The organism is Chthonobacter albigriseus (assembly GCF_013839445.1).
GTDB classification, from domain to species: domain Bacteria; phylum Pseudomonadota; class Alphaproteobacteria; order Rhizobiales; family Pleomorphomonadaceae; genus Chthonobacter; species Chthonobacter albigriseus.
Window position 1 is genome coordinate 141,476 of the sequence record NZ_JACDIT010000002.1, and the last position, 15,715, is coordinate 157,190.

Annotated in this window: 18 protein-coding genes and 1 tRNA gene; 9 read left to right on the top strand and 10 right to left on the bottom strand. The window is 67.2% G+C overall.

The annotated features are described in order from the left end of the window. Window positions 1-188: 188 nt before the first annotated feature. The 3 genes from thiM to HZ321_RS08805 are packed head-to-tail and all read left to right on the top strand — an operon-like array spanning window position 189 to window position 2,277. The gene (thiM, locus tag HZ321_RS08795) at window positions 189-989 is read left to right on the top strand and encodes a hydroxyethylthiazole kinase (protein ID WP_181701922.1); all 801 of its coding nucleotides are present in this window, start codon (window positions 189-191) and stop codon (window positions 987-989) included. Beyond that, window positions 989-1,606, top strand: coding sequence for a thiamine phosphate synthase (gene thiE, locus HZ321_RS08800; protein WP_181701923.1), 618 nt, complete (start codon window positions 989-991; stop codon window positions 1,604-1,606). Before thiM ends, thiE begins: the two co-directional genes overlap by 1 nt. A 29-nt stretch (window positions 1,607-1,635) precedes the next feature. After that, window positions 1,636-2,277, top strand: a complete 642-nt coding sequence (locus HZ321_RS08805; protein WP_181701924.1) for a hypothetical protein — start codon at window positions 1,636-1,638, stop codon at window positions 2,275-2,277. Here HZ321_RS08805 and HZ321_RS08810 read toward each other — a convergent pair. The 4 genes from HZ321_RS08810 to HZ321_RS08825 all read right to left on the bottom strand — a co-directional run bounded on the left by HZ321_RS08810 (window position 2,255) and on the right by HZ321_RS08825 (window position 5,089). Beyond that, the gene (locus HZ321_RS08810) at window positions 2,255-3,010 is read right to left on the bottom strand and encodes a glycoside hydrolase family 25 protein (protein ID WP_206682757.1); all 756 of its coding nucleotides are present in this window, start codon (window positions 3,008-3,010) and stop codon (window positions 2,255-2,257) included. The two genes, HZ321_RS08805 and HZ321_RS08810, sit on opposite strands and share 23 nt — an antisense overlap. Continuing rightward, on the bottom strand, window positions 2,992-4,404 hold the full coding sequence (gene mgtE, locus HZ321_RS08815; RefSeq protein ID WP_181701925.1) for a magnesium transporter: 1,413 nt from the start codon (window positions 4,402-4,404) through the stop codon (window positions 2,992-2,994). Before mgtE ends, HZ321_RS08810 begins: the two co-directional genes overlap by 19 nt. Before the next feature lie 239 nt (window positions 4,405-4,643). Further along, window positions 4,644-4,728, bottom strand: a tRNA-Leu gene (locus HZ321_RS08820). Window positions 4,729-4,822: 94 nt separating this feature from the next. Then, a complete protein-coding gene (locus HZ321_RS08825; RefSeq protein WP_181701926.1) occupies window positions 4,823-5,089 on the bottom strand; it encodes a FliM/FliN family flagellar motor switch protein in 267 nt (88 codons plus the stop codon). A gap of 249 nt (window positions 5,090-5,338) precedes the next feature. Between HZ321_RS08825 and lipB the strand changes: the two genes are divergently transcribed. Together lipB and HZ321_RS08835 are read left to right on the top strand one after the other, a co-directional pair. Beyond that, complete coding sequence (gene lipB / locus HZ321_RS08830) at window positions 5,339-6,043, top strand: lipoyl(octanoyl) transferase LipB (RefSeq protein WP_181701927.1); 705 nt, start codon at window positions 5,339-5,341, stop codon at window positions 6,041-6,043. 64 nt (window positions 6,044-6,107) lie between these two features. Continuing rightward, window positions 6,108-6,320: a DUF4287 domain-containing protein gene (locus HZ321_RS08835; protein WP_181701928.1), complete on the top strand. Its 213-nt coding sequence runs from the start codon at window positions 6,108-6,110 to the stop codon at window positions 6,318-6,320. 55 nt (window positions 6,321-6,375) lie between these two features. Here HZ321_RS08835 and HZ321_RS08840 read toward each other — a convergent pair whose 3' ends face one another. After that, the gene (locus HZ321_RS08840) at window positions 6,376-6,672 is read right to left on the bottom strand and encodes an acylphosphatase (RefSeq protein ID WP_181701929.1); all 297 of its coding nucleotides are present in this window, start codon (window positions 6,670-6,672) and stop codon (window positions 6,376-6,378) included. Between the two features lie 90 nt (window positions 6,673-6,762). Between HZ321_RS08840 and HZ321_RS08845 the strand changes: the two genes are divergently transcribed. Both HZ321_RS08845 and HZ321_RS08850 read left to right on the top strand, forming a co-directional pair. Next, on the top strand, window positions 6,763-7,395 hold the full coding sequence (locus HZ321_RS08845) for a hypothetical protein (RefSeq protein ID WP_181701930.1): 633 nt from the start codon (window positions 6,763-6,765) through the stop codon (window positions 7,393-7,395). After that, a complete protein-coding gene (locus tag HZ321_RS08850; protein ID WP_181701931.1) occupies window positions 7,396-7,608 on the top strand; it encodes a hypothetical protein in 213 nt (70 codons plus the stop codon). A 1-nt stretch (window position 7,609) separates the two neighbouring features. Here the strand turns inward: HZ321_RS08850 and HZ321_RS08855 are convergent, their stop codons facing one another. Together HZ321_RS08855 and HZ321_RS08860 are read right to left on the bottom strand one after the other, a co-directional pair. Further along, window positions 7,610-9,619 (bottom strand): acetyl-CoA carboxylase biotin carboxylase subunit, encoded by a 2,010-nt coding sequence (locus tag HZ321_RS08855; protein WP_181702187.1) that lies wholly within the window; start codon window positions 9,617-9,619, stop codon window positions 7,610-7,612. A 184-nt stretch (window positions 9,620-9,803) separates the two neighbouring features. Continuing rightward, a complete protein-coding gene (locus HZ321_RS08860; protein WP_206682758.1) occupies window positions 9,804-10,547 on the bottom strand; it encodes a class I SAM-dependent methyltransferase in 744 nt (247 codons plus the stop codon). Window positions 10,548-10,735: 188 nt separating this feature from the next. Here HZ321_RS08860 and HZ321_RS08865 point away from each other — a divergent pair, with 188 nt between their 5' ends. Continuing rightward, on the top strand, window positions 10,736-11,980 hold the full coding sequence (locus HZ321_RS08865) for a lytic murein transglycosylase (protein WP_181701932.1): 1,245 nt from the start codon (window positions 10,736-10,738) through the stop codon (window positions 11,978-11,980). Between the two features lie 19 nt (window positions 11,981-11,999). Here the strand turns inward: HZ321_RS08865 and HZ321_RS08870 are convergent, their stop codons facing one another. Beyond that, window positions 12,000-13,478, bottom strand: a complete 1,479-nt coding sequence (locus tag HZ321_RS08870; protein ID WP_194304003.1) for a methyl-accepting chemotaxis protein — start codon at window positions 13,476-13,478, stop codon at window positions 12,000-12,002. Between the two features lie 173 nt (window positions 13,479-13,651). On the opposite strand from HZ321_RS08870, the gene HZ321_RS08875 reads away from it, so the two are divergent. Further along, window positions 13,652-13,822, top strand: a complete 171-nt coding sequence (locus tag HZ321_RS08875) for a hypothetical protein (protein ID WP_181701933.1) — start codon at window positions 13,652-13,654, stop codon at window positions 13,820-13,822. A gap of 139 nt (window positions 13,823-13,961) precedes the next feature. On the opposite strand, the gene HZ321_RS08880 is transcribed toward HZ321_RS08875, so the two are convergent. Then, window positions 13,962-14,966: a hypothetical protein gene (locus tag HZ321_RS08880; RefSeq protein ID WP_181701934.1), complete on the bottom strand. Its 1,005-nt coding sequence runs from the start codon at window positions 14,964-14,966 to the stop codon at window positions 13,962-13,964. A 138-nt stretch (window positions 14,967-15,104) separates the two neighbouring features. After that, window positions 15,105-15,617 carry an AprI/Inh family metalloprotease inhibitor gene (locus HZ321_RS08885; protein ID WP_181701935.1) on the bottom strand — a complete coding sequence of 171 codons (513 nt, stop codon included), beginning with the start codon at window positions 15,615-15,617 and terminating at the stop codon, window positions 15,105-15,107. Between the last annotated feature and the right edge of the window lie 98 nt (window positions 15,618-15,715).

Below are 15,715 nucleotides of genomic sequence, written 5' to 3' on the forward strand. Positions count from 1 at the left end.
CGAAGTGGTCTGTCCCTGTGGTAGCGCATGTAAGACGCGGGCGGCAACCCGGCCAGACCCCCGTGTCCTTCCTGACATGATGATCGTGAAGATGAGGTATGCGGGCGGGCCCCGGGCTGGTGCCGCTTGTTGACCGGCGGGACGCGCCGGTGCAGTTTCCCCACCCCGACCACAGGTGCGACCAAGCCATGACCCTCGACGACATTTTCCAGGTGATCGAACGGGTGGGGGCGGAGGGTCCGCTCGTCCAGAACATCACCAACTACGTGGTGATGAACAACACGGCCAACGCATTGCTCGCCTTCGGCGCCTCGCCGGCCATGGTACACGCCGCCGACGAGGTGGAGGACTTCGCGGCGATTTCGTCGGCCGTGGTCATCAACATCGGCACGCTTTCCAGCGAGTGGGTCGCCTCGATGCGGCTCGCCGCGCTTACGGCCGGGCGACTCGGCAAGCCGTGGGTGCTGGACCCGGTGGGCGCCGGCGCGACGCGCTACCGCACGCGGGCGGCGGCCGACCTGCTGGCGCTGAAGCCGACGGTGGTGCGCGGCAACGCAAGCGAGGTGCTGGCGATCGCCGGCTTCTCCCCCAGCGGGCCGAAGGGGGTCGACAGCGTCCATGCGGCGCACGAGGCCGCCGGGCCGGCACGCGCCTTCGCCAGCGCGCACGGGACGGTGGTCGCCGTCACCGGCGCGACGGACGTGGTGACCGACGGAACCCGCACCGTGCTGATCGAGAGCGGGCATCCGCTGATGGCGCGCGTCACCGGGCTCGGCTGTACGGCGACGGCGCTGGTCGGCGCCTGCCTTGCCGTAGAGGGCGACGCGGTGCTCGCCACCGCCGCAGCGCTGGCGGCGCTCGGGGCGGCGGGCAAGGCCGCGGCCGAGGTGGCGGGCGGACCAGGCAGCCTGCAGGTGGCGCTGCTCGACATGCTCTACGGCCTGGACTTCGAGACGCTGAAGACCCACGCGGCGGTGCGGCTCGCCTGATGACCCGGCGGGCGTTCGACCTCTCGCTCTACTTCGTGACGGACCACCGGCTCGCCCTGCCCCGGCTTCTTGAGGTGACGGCAGCGGCCATCCGCGGCGGCGTGACGCTGGTCCAGCTTCGCAATCCGGATCTCGGCGGGCGGGACCTGCTCGACCACGCGCTGGCGCTGAAAGCTTTGCTTGCGCCCACCGGCGTGCCCCTGATCGTCAACGACCGGGTGGACGTCGCGCATGCGGCCGGCGCCGCCGGCGTCCATGTCGGCCAGTCCGACCTGCCGGCCGCCGCGGCGCGCGCGATACTCGGGCCGGAGGCGATCGTGGGGCTCTCGATCACGGAGGCGGGCCAGTTGGCGGCGGTGGATGCCGACGCTGTCGACTACCTCGGCGTCGGACCGGTGTTCGCCACCGCCACCAAGGGGGACGCCGCCCCGGCGCTGGGGCTGGCCGGGCTGGCTGCGATCGTTGCGGCCGCGCAGTTGCCCTCGGTCGCGATTGGCGGCATCGACGCGAGCAACGCCGCGGCTGTTCGGGGCACCGGAGTCGGCGGGCTGTCGGTCGTGAGCGCGATCTCGATGGCGGCTGATGCGGAGGCGGCAGCGCGGGGGTTGAGGGGCTAAACTCGATCGAGACCGGGCCGGAAGCCGTGATGCCACTTCAGAACCGCGTCACACCGTTTGGTGAGTTCGAAGCGACGAGCGCGCGCGGTACTCTCATGGGTAACCGGGGAATTCTCCATGACGATCAGCAGCGACTCGGCCGTGCGCGATGGAAACACAAGCATTGGGTTGCTTGCGCCTTGTCATTCAAGGGTCGCAAGCGACCGCTGATGGCACCGCACGCCTATACCGAGCTCTTCTTCTGCGACGAAGCGGTGTCGCTCGCTGCTGGGCACCGACCATGCTCCGAATGCAGGAAGGCAAACTACGAACGGTTCGTCACCGCCTGGCGAAAGGCGAACGGCGATTTGGACGGTCGGACACCACGGGCGGGTGAAATCGACACTGTTTTACACAAGGACAGGCTGACGCCCGAGCGCCGGAAGGCGACCTCCGAGTCCGCCCTTGGCCTTCTTCCTCCCGGAACCTTCATCGCGCTCCCGGACGAGCCATCATCGGCTTGGCTCGTCGGGGAAGGCGCCATCCAGGCCTGGTCGCATGCTGGATATGGCGAAGTTCGCATCACGTCCGGAACGGAAATGGTGACGTGCCTCACTCCAGCGAGCACGGTCCGGGCCCTGGCCGCTGGTTATCGCCCCGCCCTGCATCCTACGGCGCGAGTGATCCGCTGACGAACGCCTGCCAGTCGGCGCGGGAGCCGTAGAAGACGTTGCGGTCGACGTCGCCGCGGATGCCGGCGACGCGGCCGGTGGCGGTGTGCTGCCAGAAGTGCCACTTGCGGGCGCCGTAGCGGACCGTGGGGTGGCCGGCGACGCTGCGGACCCAGATATGGTAGTCGGAGAAGGCGCCCTGCAGGCGGTCGCGGTGGAAGTCGACGGTGGTGTAGATCACCGGCCGCTTGCCGTAGTGCTTCTCGACGGCGGTCAGCCAGGTGCGCATGTCGCGGTGGATCGTGTCGCGATCGGGCTGCAGGCGGCAGGTGGGCGACTGGTGGTTCCACTCCATGTCGAGCACGGGCGGCAGCGCGTCCGGGTCGGCGGGCACGTTGGCAATGAACCAGGCGACCTGATCCTCCACCGGGCGGCAGAAGTAGTAGAAGTGGTAGGCGCCGCGCGCCAGGCCCGCGGCCTTTGCGGCGGCGAAGTTCTCGTGGAAGCGGTCGTCGACGCGGTCGCCGCCCTCCGTCGCCTTGATCCAGGCGAAGGTCTTTCCCGCGGTGCGGACAGCCGGCCAGTCAATGGTCTCCTGGTACTTGGAGACGTCGATGCCCTGGACGGGAAAAGCCTCCGGACCCGACGATTCGAACTCCAGCGCCGAGCAGCCGGCGAGGACCGCCAACCCTGCGAGCGCCGCGCATCCGAGCAGCCAGCGGCGGGTGGCGGCGATCATTTCATCAGGATCCATGTGGCGAGACCCAGGAAAGCGAAGAAGCCGACGGTGTCGGTAACCATGGTCACGAAAACGCCGGAGGCGACGGCGGGATCCACGTCGAAGCGGTCGAGAGCGAGCGGGATCAGGATGCCGGCGAGCGCGGCGGCCAGAAGATTGATGATGAGCGCGCTGCCCATCACGGCCCCCAACATGGGATCCTGGAACCAGAGCGCGGCGACGAGGCCGACGATGACGGCGAAGCTCGCGCCATTGAGGAGGCCGACCAGCACCTCGCGGCCGATGATCCGCCAGGCGTTGTTGCTGTCGAGGTCGCGGGTGGCGATGGCGCGGACGGCCACCGTCATGGTCTGCGTGCCGGCGTTGCCACCCATGGAGGCGACGATCGGCATTAGCACGGCGAGCGCCACCATCTGTTCGATGCTTGCGCCGAAGATGCCGATGATCGACGAGGCGAGCATCGCGGTGCCGAGGTTCACCACCAGCCAGAGCCAGCGGGTGCGGACGGCGTAGAGCACGCTGTCGGAAATCTCCTCGTCGCCGACGCCGGCCATGGCGCGGATGTCCTCCTCGGCCTCGGCCTGGATGACGTCGAGGATGTCGTCGACGGTGATGACGCCGACCAGCCGCTCGCCCTCGTCGACAACGGCCGCCGAGATGAGGTTGTAGCGCTCGAACAGCCGTGCGACCTCCTCCTGGTCCTCCGTGGCGGAGACCAGGTGGCGGTTCTCGTGCATGATCTCGTTGATGCGCGTCGGACGGGCGGCGCGCAGGATCCGGTTCAGCGACACCGATCCGAGCAGGCGGAAGCCGGGGTCGATGACGTAGATCTCGAAGAACTCTTCCGGCAGGTCGTCCTGGTCGCGCAGGTAGTCGATAGTCTGGCCCACGGTCCAGAAGGGCGGGACGGCGATGAAATCCGTCTGCATCCGCCGGCCGGCGGTCTCCTCCGGGTAGTCCAGGCTGCGCTGCAGGGCGAGCCGGTCCGGAAAGGGGAGCTGCGAAAGAATCTCGGCTTTGTCGGCCTCGTCCAGATCCTCCAGCAGGTAGACGGCGTCGTCGGAGTCCATCTCGCGGACGCCTTCCACGACGGTCGCGGTGGGCAGTTCCTCCAGGATCTGGACGCGGATGGTCTCGTCGACCTCGGTCAGCGCGGTGAAGTCGAACTCGGCGCCGAAGAGGCGCACGAAGGGCGCGCGGTCCTCCGCATGCATCGCCTCGATGAGGTCGCCCATGTCGGATTCGTGGAGGTCGCCGGCGAGCGCACGCACGCGGTCGGCGTCACCGGCCTCGACGGCTTCGGTGACGGCGGCGACAAAGTCGTAGGAGAGGTCGCCATCCTCGTCGCGAAGAGGCGGCGCCGCGGGCTCGACGTTGTCATCGGGCGCGATGGGCTCGTTGTCGGCCATGGCGTCTCCCGCGGTTCCAGAGAGGCTGCTGCGGCGAGAGCTTTAGCCCGTCGATAGCGTTCGGACCAATGGTTTTTTCAGCGCAGCAAAGGTTTGCCGGATGGTATGTCACCGCATTGTTTCAGCCGTGCGAAGGCAGCCCGGCCGCGCCGCAGCGCGGTCACGTCCTCCGGCCGGCGGGCACAAAAAAACCCCGGACCAGCCGGGGCTCTTTGCCTTGGCTCCAAGGAGCCGACGAATGGTGCGGTCGAGAAGACTCGAACTTCCACGGGTTGCCCCACAGCGACCTCAACGCTGCGCGTCTACCAATTCCGCCACGACCGCAATTCGTGGATGGTGCCGCCGCCTCCGCGTCGGCGCCGGCTTACTAGCAAACCCCTTCCCCCCGCACAAGGGGGTTTAGGCTGCCATCCCCCGGTCAGAACTTCTTGACGTTCGGCGCGATGCGCGCAGCCGGATTGCGGAACAGCACCTCGGTGATGGAGATGCCGATCTTCTCGCCGTTCAGCACCACCTGCCCGCGCGCCACGGGGATGTCGTTGGCGAGGATCTCCACGTCCTCGTCGGCCTGGGTGTCGAGTTCGATGACGGCGCCGCGGCCCATGCGCAGCAGCTGGTGGATGGGCATGCTCTGGCCGCCGAGAACAACCGATATCTCGACGTGGATCTTCTCGAAGGTCGACATCGCGTCCGATCAAGCTGAAGACAGACGTGGCAAAGAATCATGCCCCGGAAAGGCCGCCCGCAAGATGCCGGAACCAGCCTCGGCGGCATGATCCCGGCGTTATGGTTAGCAAAGGGTTAACGACGAACGATCGCCGCATGCGGACGGCCGGTTCGACGCCGATCCGTCTCCGCTCCCCCATCGACGAAGCGCCGGAATGGGCGTATCCGGTTGCCCGACCGATCATACCTGTCCAGGATTCCGGCGACGATGACCAGCCAGCGCGATGCGCTCGACACGCGGTTCCTTCCGTTCGCTGGGTCCGCCCCCGTGGAGTGGGTGGTGGAGCCGGACCTGACGGACTATGCGGCCGCCGTCGCGGAGATGGACGCGCGTGTGGCGGCGATCGCGGACGGCCAGGCACCGGAGCGGGTGTGGCTGGTGGAGCACCCTCCCCTCTACACGGCGGGCACCAGCGCCGATCCGGCCGACCTCATCGAGCCGGACCGCTTTCCGGTGTTCGCAACCGGGCGCGGCGGCCAGTACACCTACCACGGGCCCGGCCAGCGGGTGGCCTATGTGATGCTGGACCTGAAACGCCGGCGGCAGGACGTGCGGGCTTTCGTGGCGGCGCTGGAGGCCTGGATCATCGCCACACTGGGCGCGTTCAACGTGCGTGGCGAACGGCGGGAGGACCGGGTCGGTGTCTGGGTGCGGCGGCCGGACCGCGGCATCGGGGCGGAGGACAAGATCGCCGCCATCGGCATCCGCGTCCGCCGCTGGGTGACGTTCCACGGCATCAGCCTCAACGTGGAGCCGGACCTCTCGCACTTTTCAGGCATCGTGCCCTGCGGGGTGACGGAGCACGGCGTCACCAGCCTCGTCGACCTCGGCCTGCCCGTCACCATGGAAGACGCCGACGTGGCCCTCCGGCGGGCGTTCGAGGGGGTGTTCGGGGCAACGGTGAACGGGTGAGTCGTCCGCGAACCGACGAGGTCGCGTTGACAGAAGGCTGCGTCTCCCTGATCGTCTACCGGCCATGAGCGACGACAAGATCAAAGGCCCCGCGTCCTACTTTCCTTCCATCGAGAAGAAATACGGGCGCCCGATTTCCCATTGGAAGGCGTTGGTGCGTGCAGCGCTCCCCGCCAAGCACATGGAACTTGTCGCGCTTCTGAAGGACCAGCATGGGATGGGGCACGGCCACGCCAATGCGATCGTCGCTCATACGCTTGCCGAAGACGGTTGTTGAGCCGGATCTGTCCAGGACCGATCGATTGCGGATCCGTCTCAGGCCGGGTCGCTTCCTAGACCGTCGGGCGAACCTCGAAGGGACCGGTCGGCATCTCCGGTTCGGCCACGATCTCGATCTCCTTGACGCGCGCCGCAGCCGGGCCCGAGCGGCAGGCCGCCAGCATGGCGTCGACGGCCTCCGCGGACCCGCCGAACACCGCCTCGACCGCGCCAGACCGCCGGTTGCGCACCCAGCCGGATAGGCCGAGTTGTCGCGCCTTCCACTCGGTCCAGGCACGATAGCCGACCCCCTGAACGCGCCCCGAGATCAAAACGTGGAGGGTTGACTCCTGGGCATTTTTATCGATCATTTCCGCTATCTCTGATTTTTTATCGTCGGCACTACAGTCATGTTCATAGTGGCGCAGCCGGATCTTTTCTCTTCGATTGCGGAGAGAGGGATGGGGTATCATCTCGCCTACAATCCCAGAAATCCAGGCGTCCCCCACATCGTCTGCAATCATGTTCTGGCCTTGAGCATGATCGAGCTTGCTCGGGTTCTGGCGGGCGATACCGAACTCATCGGCGAGATACGTCAGTCGATCAGGCGCGATGACGACGGATCGGCTCAGCAACTCGCGGAGGCTGCGTTTCTACCGCTGACGAACGTCGACACGGCTGCAGAGTTGGAAAGCGGGGCATTGCGGCGCAATGCGGTTCTGGCGCACGGACGCGTGCACGGATCTCCGAGTTTCTCCCGCACGACGGCAGCGAGCCATAGTTTCGTCAGGTACAGCATGTACCGGAACGACCGCCGCCTCTCGCCGTTCGGCTTTATTGCCGGGACCTATGCGACCACGATCGCCGACGCGCAGATGGTCACCTGCGCATTCGCGGCGGTGGGCCGTTACGCCCTGCCGTCGATCGCACCACCAGTTCATGTTTTTGTAGATACTGCTCCGGCAAACTTGGCGCTGCAGGTCGGAACCGTCGCCCCCGCGAACGGGCAGGCCGGCGGCGGTACAGAAGTGTTGTTTCCCACAGGTACCGGTTCAGGTAGATTGCCCAGTCATCATATGGTCGACGAGTTCTAGATGGCCGTTCAGCTCCCCGACCCGCTCGTGCGCAAACTAATCGCCCTTCCGGAAACCGGAATGGGTTATCAGCTTGTCGATCTGAGCCTCGCCGATGGTCGAGTGGTCAGGCGCGTCCAGGTGCTGAACTCGGAACTGGCGCTGATCCCGGACGACTTCGGGACGGTCGATCCCGCTTCCGTCCGGGACGTGAGCCTTTCGCCCCGCCAGTAGCTCACGCGAATTCCAGGATCACGGCGTCGACGGCCAGGCTGTCGCCGGGCTTGGCCTTGATGGCGGAGACGGTGCCGTCGCGTTCGGCGCGGAGCACGTTCTCCATCTTCATGGCCTCGACGACGGCGAGGGTTTCGCCGGCCTTGACCTCCTGCCCCTCCGCCACGGCGATCGAGACGACGAGGCCGGGCATCGGGCAGAGCAGGTACTTGGACATATCAGGCGCCTGCTTGACGGGCATCAGCGCGTCGAGGGCGGCCACGGACGGCAGCATGGCGCGGGCGTAGACCGAGACGCCGCGCCAGGCGAGCGTGGCGCCACCGGCCGCCGGACGGGTCTGCACGGCCACTTCCTGCGAGCCCACCTGCCCCACCCAGACGCCATCGCCGGGGCGCCAGTCGGAGGACACGGTGAGCTTGCGGCCGCCGACCACAACGTCGATCTCCAACGGCACGGCCGGGTAACCCTCGGGCACGGAGAGCTCGACCTGCTCGCGGTCGAGGCGGACGACCCAGTCGCGCTGCCAGCGGCCGGAGTGCGGCTTGAGCCGGCCACTGTGGTGGTCGAGCCGCTCCTTGCGCACGAGCTCCATGGCCAGCGCCGCGACGGAAAGCACCGTGCGGGCCTCGTCGTCGAGGCCGCGGCCACCGAAGCCGTCGGGATACTCCTCGGCGATGAAGCCGGTGGAGAGGCGTGCCTCACGCCAGCGCGGGTGCTGCATCAGGGCGGTCAGGAACGGGATGTTCGGCTGGATGCCGTCGATGACGAAGGCGTCGAGCGCCTTGGCCTGGGCGTCGATCGCCTCCAGACGGGTCGGGGCGTGGGTGACCAGCTTGGCGATCATCGGGTCGTAGAACATCGAGATCTCCGAGCCCTCGGTGACGCCGGTGTCGTTGCGGACCGTGACGCCGTCCTCCCTGCCTTCCGCCGGCGGGCGATACTTCACCAGACGGCCTGTGGACGGCAGGAAGCTGCGGTAGGGATCCTCGGCGTAGACGCGGCTCTCCACGGCCCAGCCGTCGATCTTCACGTCGGCCTGGGTGATGGTCAGCTTCTCGCCGGCGGCGACGCGGATCATCTGCTCGACGAGGTCGATGCCGGTGATCAGCTCGGTGACGGGGTGCTCCACCTGCAGGCGGGTGTTCATCTCGAGGAAGAAGAAGGAGCGGTCCTGGCCGGCGACGAACTCCACCGTGCCGGCGCTGTCGTAGCCGACCGCCTTGGCGAGGGCGACGGACTGCTCGCCCATGGCGCGGCGGGTCGCCTCGTCGAGCAGCGGCGACGGGGCCTCCTCGATGACCTTCTGATTGCGGCGCTGGATCGAGCATTCGCGCTCGTTGAGATAGATGACGTTGCCGTGCTTGTCGCCGAGCAGCTGGATCTCGACGTGGCGCGGGTTGACGATGAACTTCTCGATGAAGACGCGGTCGTCGCCGAAGGACGACGCGGCTTCCGAGCGGGCGCGGGCGAAGCCGTCGGCCACCTCCGACGCGCTCCAGGCGATGCGCATGCCCTTGCCGCCGCCGCCGGCGGAGGCCTTGATCATCACGGGATAGCCGATCTCGGAGGAGACCTTGACCGCGTCCTCCGGCGTCAGGATCACGTCGAGATTGCCGGGAACGGTGGAGACGCCGGCCTTCGCCGCATAGATCTTGGACTGGATCTTGTCGCCCATGGCATCGATCGCGTCCGGGTTCGGCCCGATAAAGACGATGCCCTCGGCGGCGAGCGCCCGCGGGAAGGCCGCGCGCTCGGACAGGAAGCCGTAGCCGGGGTGGACCGCCTCGGCGCCAGTCTGCTTGCAGGCGGCGATTATCTTGTCGATCACCAGGTAGGACTGGGCGGCCTGGGGCGGCCCGATGTGCACCGCCTCGTCGGCCATTTCCACGTGCACGGAGTCGCGGTCGGCATCGGAGAAGACGGCGACCGTCTTGATGCCCATCTTGCGCGCGGTCTTGATCACGCGGCATGCGATCTCGCCGCGGTTGGCGATCAGGATCTTGGAGAACATCTGGGACAGCCCACCCTGGTACGTTTCGCCGGTCTGGTCCGTCTTCTTAGGCAAGGACAGTCACCGTCACAACTCAGCCCTTGGACTGATAGGCGGGGGAGATTGCCGCAGGGGGCAGGCCGCGGCGGCCGCGTGATGAGCCGCGCGGATCGGGGAACGGGCGGAGGACGGCACGGAACCGACGTCAGAGGATGACGACGGAGGCCTGCTGATGCATCGGGACGTAGCCGAGATACCGGTACTTCAGGCCCGTGCTGGCGATGAACTCCTGGAACATCTTGTACTCGTGGCGGCGCCAGCCGACGTAGTTGAAGTACTCGTCGAAAACGATGACCGTGCCGGGGACGATCCGGTCGCGGCAAGCGTCGAAGATCGTCTTGGTCGAGGCGTAGAGGTCGCAGTCGACGTGGAGGACCGAGATCGGCTGCGGATGCCGGTCGAGGAAATCCGGCAGCGTCTTGTTGAACCAGCCGACCACCAGTTCCACGTTGGGCGCCACCTGCGGCAGGGCGGTCTTGAAGGCGCCCTTGCGGTAGTCCGGGCGCCAATCTTCCGGAAGGCCCTCGAAGCTGTCGAAACCGAACACCGGCTCGTCGGTAAGCGAAGCCATGTGGTTGATCGTCTTGCCGGAGAAGACGCCGAACTCCAGGATCATCCCGCCGCTTCGGCGGCGCTGCATGGCGTCGGTCAGGATGTCGAGCGTGGACTGGAATTCGCGCGCGCCGGCCATTTCGGCAACGGCGTAGTTGACGGAATCGACCGCGGCCGCGAGCCGGGCGACCCGCCGCAGGTCGGCGCCATCGTTGGGAGAGCCGAAAAGGCCGAACATTTCGACGATGGCGGCTCGCACGAGACCGGCGACCTCGTCCTTGCGGACGTAGTCGCGATACAGGTCGTGATCGGATTCAGCCCGTTGCGAGTTCTGCATTCCGCCCTCCGCCCGCCGCACGGTGTCGCGCCGGCATGGGGCAATCTCCGATTTCTTCGCGTGATTCGCCACCGAAGAGCGCGCCGCGGCGGTCGGGCGGCCGAACAGGTTATCCGAGGTCCCCTGGTCTACGGCCGCCATTCGATCACTCTCGCGCAGGCCGGAGCCGTTGGCATATGGTGGCCGGCATGACGCGACCGATCATCGTCCTGTTCCTCATCCTCTCCCTCACCCTCGCTTCGGGCAGCCGGGCGGCCGGAACACGATCAGCGGTGGAGGACGCGTTCCGCGTGTGGCTGGCCGAAACCGCAGCGCCGGCCGCGGCTGCGGGGGGCGTGGACGCGGGATTCTTCGCATCCGCGGTCGCAGACCTGACGCTCGACTGGAGCCTGCCGGGCCTGGTGCCGCCCGGCACGGCCGCCGCCGAGGCGGCGCCGGAGTGGCAGGCCGAGTTCCGCTCGCCCGGACGCTATTTCGACGAGAAGCGGCTCGCGGCGCTTGCCCGCGACGGCCGGCGGGAGCTCGCCGGGTCCGCGCGCCTGTTCCGAGAGGTGGAGGCTAAGTTCGGCGTGCCGGCCGCGATCGTGGCGGCCGTCTGGGCCCGGGAATCGGATTTCGGGCGGGCGCCGATCAAGTATGACGCGCTCCGCACCCTGGCCACACAGGCGTTCATGGGGCGGCGCAGCGATATCTACCTCGACGAGTTCGTCGCCCTGCTGCGGGTGATGGCGGAGGACGGGCTGCCCCGATCCCTTTTACGCAGTTCGTGGGCCGGGGCGCTCGGGCAGCCGCAGTTCCTGCCGACGAAGCTGGAAACCCATGCGGTGGACTTCGATGGCGACGGGCGGCGCGACATCTGGCGTTCGGATGCCGACATCGCCGGCTCGATCGCGCATTATCTCCGCGACTTCGGTTGGGTTCCCGGCGTCGGCGTGGCGGTGGAGGTGGCGGTGCCGGCGGGCGTATCCTGCACGCTGGAGGGGCCCGACAAGGGCCGCGGGCTCGGCGATTGGGCGGCGATGGGTGTGACGGCCGCGGACGGGGCTCCGCTTCGGGCCGACGCGCTCGGCAGCGGATCGCCGAAAGGGCATCTCCTGATGCCGGCCGGGCGCAAGGGGCCCGCGTTCCTGGTGTCGGAGAACTTCTATGTCCTCAAGCGCTACAACGAGAGTGACCTCTACGCCCTGTTCATCGGGCATCTCGCAGACCGGATGGGCGATCCCGCGGCCCGGATCGCCGGCCCGTGGCGCGCTGTCGACGGGCTGACGCGGCGGGACGTTCGCGACCTTCAGATCGCCCTGCAGAAGCGCGGCTACGACACCGGCGGGGCGGATGGGCTCGCCGGCTGGCGGACGCGGGTCGCGATCGGGTCGGCGGAGGCGGCGGCCGGGCGGCCCCCCACCTGTTTCCCCGGGCGTGGATTCAGCCTCTGACCCTCTGTCGCGCGGCCGATCAAGACTTTTTCAGGTAGCTCTCGATGCGGGCGTTGTAGGCGTTCGCCTCCTGGACCCGCTCGATCATGCCGGACACCTGGTTGGCCGACGTCATGGTCATTCCGGCGGCGTGGTTGACGCCGCTGATCAGCGAGACGACCTCCTGGGTGGCGGCCTGCTGCTCCTCCATCGCGCTCGCAACCGCAGTGGTGAACTCGCGGATCCTGTTGATGACCTTGGCGACGTCGTCGGATGCGGCGACGGCGGCCTCGGTGTCCTTGACCATGGACAAGATCTGGTTGCGGATCTGCTCGGTCGCCCGTCCGGTCTGCTCGGAGAGCTGCTTGACCTCGGCGGCGACCACGGCGAAGCCGCGGCCCGACTCGCCGGCACGGGCGGCTTCGATCGTGGCGTTCAGCGCCAGCAGCTTGGTCTGTTCGGCGATGGCCTCGATCGTGGCGGTGAACTCGTTGATCTTGCTGCTGTTGGTGGTCAGGCTCTGCATCCGCTCGGTGCAGATCGCCGCTTGCCGTTCGGCGTGCTGCGACACGGTCGCAGTCTCGTTCATCCGGACGTTGATCTCGCGGATCGAAGCGCTCATCTCCTCGGCCGCGGACGAGACGGAGGACGCCTTGACCTGGGCATCCTGAGCGACACCGCTCAGTTCGGAAGACGCCGTTTCCAGGCCATCGGCGACGCTGTTCATGGTCTTGACGATCTGGCCGACGTCATTGGCGATCTTGATGCGGTCCGAGATCACCGACCAGGAGACCATCGGGCCCAGATACTCGCCGTTCTCGCCGGTGATGGCGGAAATGCGCAGTTCCAGGTGCTCCGGCCCGACCTGGATGGTGGCCCTGTGCGGCAGCTTCGGGCTTCGCTCGCCGACGATGCCGCGCTGGACCTCGGGACGCTTGTGGAACACGTCGATGGACGCGCCAAGCATCTGGTCGGCACGGATCGGCAGGTGCGCCTCGATCGCCTTCAGGGTCGTCAGGCTTGCCTCGTTGATGTAGTTGATTTTGAAGGTCTGCGGGTCGCAAGTCATGATGTTGATCGGCGCCTTGTCGATCATCTGCAGCAGGCGCTTGGCCTCCCGGTCTGCCTTCACGCGCTCCGTGGCGATGTTCCAGACGAGCATCGCGTGGGTGTAGCGGCCAGAACCGTCGCGGATCGCTTGGATGTCGAGGTCCAGGATCTCGTCGCCGAGCGTGATACGGGCCTTGTGCGGGAGCCTGCTCGGATCGGAGAGCAGTCGCCTCTGATGGGAGGGGTCCTTGTGGAACACGTCGATCGACGTGCCGATGATGGCTTTCGGATCGACTTTGATCAGGTGCTTGATCCGCTCCAGCATCGTCCGTGACGCGGCGTTGGCGTAGTCGATGATCAGGTCCGACGCCCGACATGTCATGACCGCTGTCGGCAAAACGTCGATCACCGCGCGGAACGTTCCCTGCCCGTTTCTATCGCCAGACATCTTGAAAGGCAGAAAGGTCATCACTTGTTTCCCCCGTTACCTCATCCTGTATTTTTGCCTGTTAAATTGTGATTAATTTCAATGCACTTTTTGCTTATAGATTAACCACACTCTTTGTTAACCCTCATACTAGGGGGTCTGATCCGCCGGATCGGGCGGCGCGTAGACATGCTGATTTTGATAAGGAGTGTCTGATGCAAGCCGATCTGCTCGCGCGTGTGCGCAACCCGAACACCAGCCGAAACGGGGGTGTGGCCGCGCACTTTTCCCATGCTCAGGAGATCTCGACGGGGATCCGGCAGATGGCAGAGCAGTATCGCGTGCTGGTCCAGCGGCTGCAGGCGATGGACCTCCGGTTCGACTGACCGGACACATCCGCTCCGGTCGAACAACGCCGCCGCGGCTCACCGCGGCGGCGTTGTCATGTGCGGGGACGAGAACGCAGAAAGCCCGCCATTGCCGGGAGGCAAGGCGGGCTTCGGGTCACTCGGCGCTGCGGGCCTGTCAGGCGGCCGTGTCGAGCAGCGTCTGGAGCGAGGGGTGGATGTCCGGGCTCTCCTCGCGCAGGAAGAGAAGCAGCGCCCGCTCGTTCTGATGGATCACGCCATCCCGGCCGATGCGATCGGCGAGCCAGCGCACCTCGTCGGCGGTCACCGGGGCGCTGGCGCGCATCTCGGCCTCGACCTCGCGGTTGCGGGCGGCCTGCGGGGTTTCCTCGGGCGCGCGGAAGGAACTCCAGATGCCGCGCAGGCCGTGGGTCAGCAGGCCCGACATGGCATCGCCGAACAAGCCGACGACACCGCCGCTCGGCCGGTCGAGCCATTCCTCGCGGCGCAATGCCTCCTGGCGGGAGGGAACGGTATAGCCGCGGGCGGCCATCAGGAAGTTGGCGACCGCCTTGACGAAGAGATCGGACCAGGACGGATCGTTCGCCGCTTCCTGCGTCCGGTCGTTGAGGTCGAAGAGCACTTCCGCCTCGGCCCGGGAGATGGCGATGCCGCCGTCGCCGCCGAAGGCGAACAGGATGCGGCGCAGGAGTTCTACCTCCGCGGCGCCGATCACGCCGGGTTCCAAGACGCCTTTGGCGATCGGGCCGGCGCCGTCGACCACCGCGGTCGCCACCTGCTTCAGGCAGAAGGCGGACAGCTCCGCGGGCGCCGAGACGCTGGCGTCGAGCACCTTCACCAGCACTTCCAGTTCGCTTTCGGTGCGCACGATGCCGTCGCGGGAGACCGACTTGATCAGCCAATCCGCCATCGATGGGGTGACGTAGCCCTCCGGCCGCGCCTGGTGGACGACGAAGTCGACGACCTGCTCGACGAAGAACTGCGTCCACTCCGGACACTTCTCCGCGCAGCCCTCATCAAGGCAGAAGGCCCACTCGGCCTCCTCAGGCGTGACGATCGCGTTGCCGTAGACGGTGGCGCGGAGCCGGCTCACGTCGGCGGGCGTAATGGTGCCACGCGCGAGGATGGCATTCACCGTCGGAGGCAAGTGGATTTCGTGCATGTGCTCAACCCGGAACTGTCTGAACCGGTGTTGAAGCTACCAAACACGTGTCGACGCCCGCTTAAGGGAAGCGGTAAAGCGACGGCCAGCAACACGCTGACAAATCTCGTAAAATTGTAACTATCGGTGGTCCGGACGTCAGCGCCAGACGGTGACCGGACGGCCGTCGGCAAGGGTGCCCTGGTAGAGGCCGGGGCTCTCCTGCCGGAGCCGGGCGACCGGATTGCGCTGGAAATCGTAGAGCGCGATCTCGTCCGGCGTTGCCGACCACAAGCCGATGCCGGCGAGCGTCCGGTCCGGGCAGTCGCGCGTGCGGGCGTTGAAATCTCCGACCGGGTTTCGGCGCCCGAGTTCGATGGCGCAACTGCGCTCGCCGGTTCGGGCGAGACGCCAGGACCCGAGCAGGGAGGGCGGGGGCTCCAGGGCGATCGGCGCTTGGGAGGCGGAGAGCGTGGCGACGCCGATGCCGACGCCCGCCGAAGCCGGGCCGACGCCGATCGATCCTCCGGCTGCCGTCGCCGAGATTTCGGCCTGGGTCTGGCCCGCGATCACCGTGCCCGTGGTGTCGCTGCGGCCCCAGCCGATGGACTGGCAGCCCGCCAGCAGGAGAACCGCCGTGATTGCGCCGGCTGCCTTGGCCCGATCTCGCATCAATCCCTCACCCAGCCTTCGAGTCGCTGAAGCATGAACACCAGCGCAGCTTTGGAGTTCCCGAAGTGGGATCGCAAGATGTTCGTTGTGCGATTCAC

Coding starts and splice junctions, on each gene's coding strand:
- thiM (WP_181701922.1), top strand. CDS start 189: ATGACCCTCGACGACATTTTCCAGGTGATCGAACGGGTGGGGGCGGAG.
- thiE (WP_181701923.1), top strand. CDS start 989: ATGACCCGGCGGGCGTTCGACCTCTCGCTCTACTTCGTGACGGACCAC.
- HZ321_RS08805 (WP_181701924.1), top strand. CDS start 1,636: ATGCCACTTCAGAACCGCGTCACACCGTTTGGTGAGTTCGAAGCGACG.
- HZ321_RS08810 (WP_206682757.1), bottom strand. CDS start 3,010: ATGGATCCTGATGAAATGATCGCCGCCACCCGCCGCTGGCTGCTCGGA.
- mgtE (WP_181701925.1), bottom strand. CDS start 4,404: ATGGCCGACAACGAGCCCATCGCGCCCGATGACAACGTCGAGCCCGCG.
- HZ321_RS08825 (WP_181701926.1), bottom strand. CDS start 5,089: ATGTCGACCTTCGAGAAGATCCACGTCGAGATATCGGTTGTTCTCGGC.
- lipB (WP_181701927.1), top strand. CDS start 5,339: ATGACCAGCCAGCGCGATGCGCTCGACACGCGGTTCCTTCCGTTCGCT.
- HZ321_RS08835 (WP_181701928.1), top strand. CDS start 6,108: ATGAGCGACGACAAGATCAAAGGCCCCGCGTCCTACTTTCCTTCCATC.
- HZ321_RS08840 (WP_181701929.1), bottom strand. CDS start 6,672: ATGATCGATAAAAATGCCCAGGAGTCAACCCTCCACGTTTTGATCTCG.
- HZ321_RS08845 (WP_181701930.1), top strand. CDS start 6,763: ATGGGGTATCATCTCGCCTACAATCCCAGAAATCCAGGCGTCCCCCAC.
- HZ321_RS08850 (WP_181701931.1), top strand. CDS start 7,396: ATGGCCGTTCAGCTCCCCGACCCGCTCGTGCGCAAACTAATCGCCCTT.
- HZ321_RS08855 (WP_181702187.1), bottom strand. CDS start 9,619: ATGTTCTCCAAGATCCTGATCGCCAACCGCGGCGAGATCGCATGCCGC.
- HZ321_RS08860 (WP_206682758.1), bottom strand. CDS start 10,547: ATGCAGAACTCGCAACGGGCTGAATCCGATCACGACCTGTATCGCGAC.
- HZ321_RS08865 (WP_181701932.1), top strand. CDS start 10,736: ATGACGCGACCGATCATCGTCCTGTTCCTCATCCTCTCCCTCACCCTC.
- HZ321_RS08870 (WP_194304003.1), bottom strand. CDS start 13,478: ATGACCTTTCTGCCTTTCAAGATGTCTGGCGATAGAAACGGGCAGGGA.
- HZ321_RS08875 (WP_181701933.1), top strand. CDS start 13,652: ATGCAAGCCGATCTGCTCGCGCGTGTGCGCAACCCGAACACCAGCCGA.
- HZ321_RS08880 (WP_181701934.1), bottom strand. CDS start 14,966: ATGCACGAAATCCACTTGCCTCCGACGGTGAATGCCATCCTCGCGCGT.
- HZ321_RS08885 (WP_181701935.1), bottom strand. CDS start 15,617: ATGCGAGATCGGGCCAAGGCAGCCGGCGCAATCACGGCGGTTCTCCTG.